The sequence below is a fragment of the Sutterella massiliensis genome (assembly GCF_016899755.1).
Lineage (GTDB): Bacteria > Pseudomonadota > Gammaproteobacteria > Burkholderiales > Burkholderiaceae_F > Sutterella > Sutterella massiliensis.
In genome coordinates, this window is the sequence record NZ_JACJJC010000169.1 from 1 (window position 1) to 778 (window position 778).

The 778-nt window shown below is 57.1% G+C and carries 1 protein-coding gene; it reads right to left on the reverse strand.

Annotation, left to right across the window (positions count from 1 at the left end):
• Positions 1-284: 284 nt before the first annotated feature.
• On the reverse strand, positions 285-599 hold the full coding sequence (locus H6A60_RS11960) for a hypothetical protein (protein ID WP_205104925.1): 315 nt from the start codon (positions 597-599) through the stop codon (positions 285-287).
• Between the last annotated feature and the right edge of the window lie 179 nt (positions 600-778).

The following is a 778-nucleotide window of genomic DNA, read 5'->3' on the forward strand; positions in this document are numbered from 1 at the left end:
CTTCTCTCCTTGCGCATGCGGCGCGCATTGCGTCGAAGTCCGGCCAGAACAACGATCGACTGACGTTCCAACCGTTTGCGCTCGTTTGTTTGGGCCTTTCTCTCGCTTCGGTCCTGACCAAATTTTTTGCGCTGCAAATTGCCGCTTGAAGGAAGCGAAAGTCTTCAATTGCTGCAGGACGTCCGCACGAAACTCATCTGCGGCGCCTTACCGCAGGCTGCGGCTTTTTGAATCGGTGCGTGCCTGGCCTTTTGCCGCCGTCGCGGGCATTGGGCGAAGCACAATCATTTCGCTCGATTGCGAAAAGCAAGGAACTCGGCATTGATCTCATCGATCGTGCCGTCAAGCTCCTCGACCGTCGTCAGGCGCCAAAGGTCGAGCGTCGCGCAAACGGTGTCCTGGATCTGAACCAGATCGAGCGGATCGGCCGCCTGGTCCCGAAGAAGCGACTTGTTGACGAGCCGGATCGCCTCCCAGATCTCGTTGCGAATGGCTTCTGCGTCGCTCATGCGGCCGGCAAGTCCCCAGGAGATCAACAGATGGGTATAGATCGCATCGACGTCGGTCGTATCGGCCGTGCCGAAATAGAAGCGAAGCAAATGGGTCTCGTTGGCCGAACGGATCTTTCGAATGGCCTGTTCCGAAATCGGCAGTTTTTCAAGAAGACGGGGTAAGCCGACGCGAAATCCGCAGAAGCGCTTCTGCGTCGTCCCTGCCTTGGCTGTCTTTTTGAACACCATGGGAAATGCAGCGGGAATAGGCGACTGTGGTGCTTATG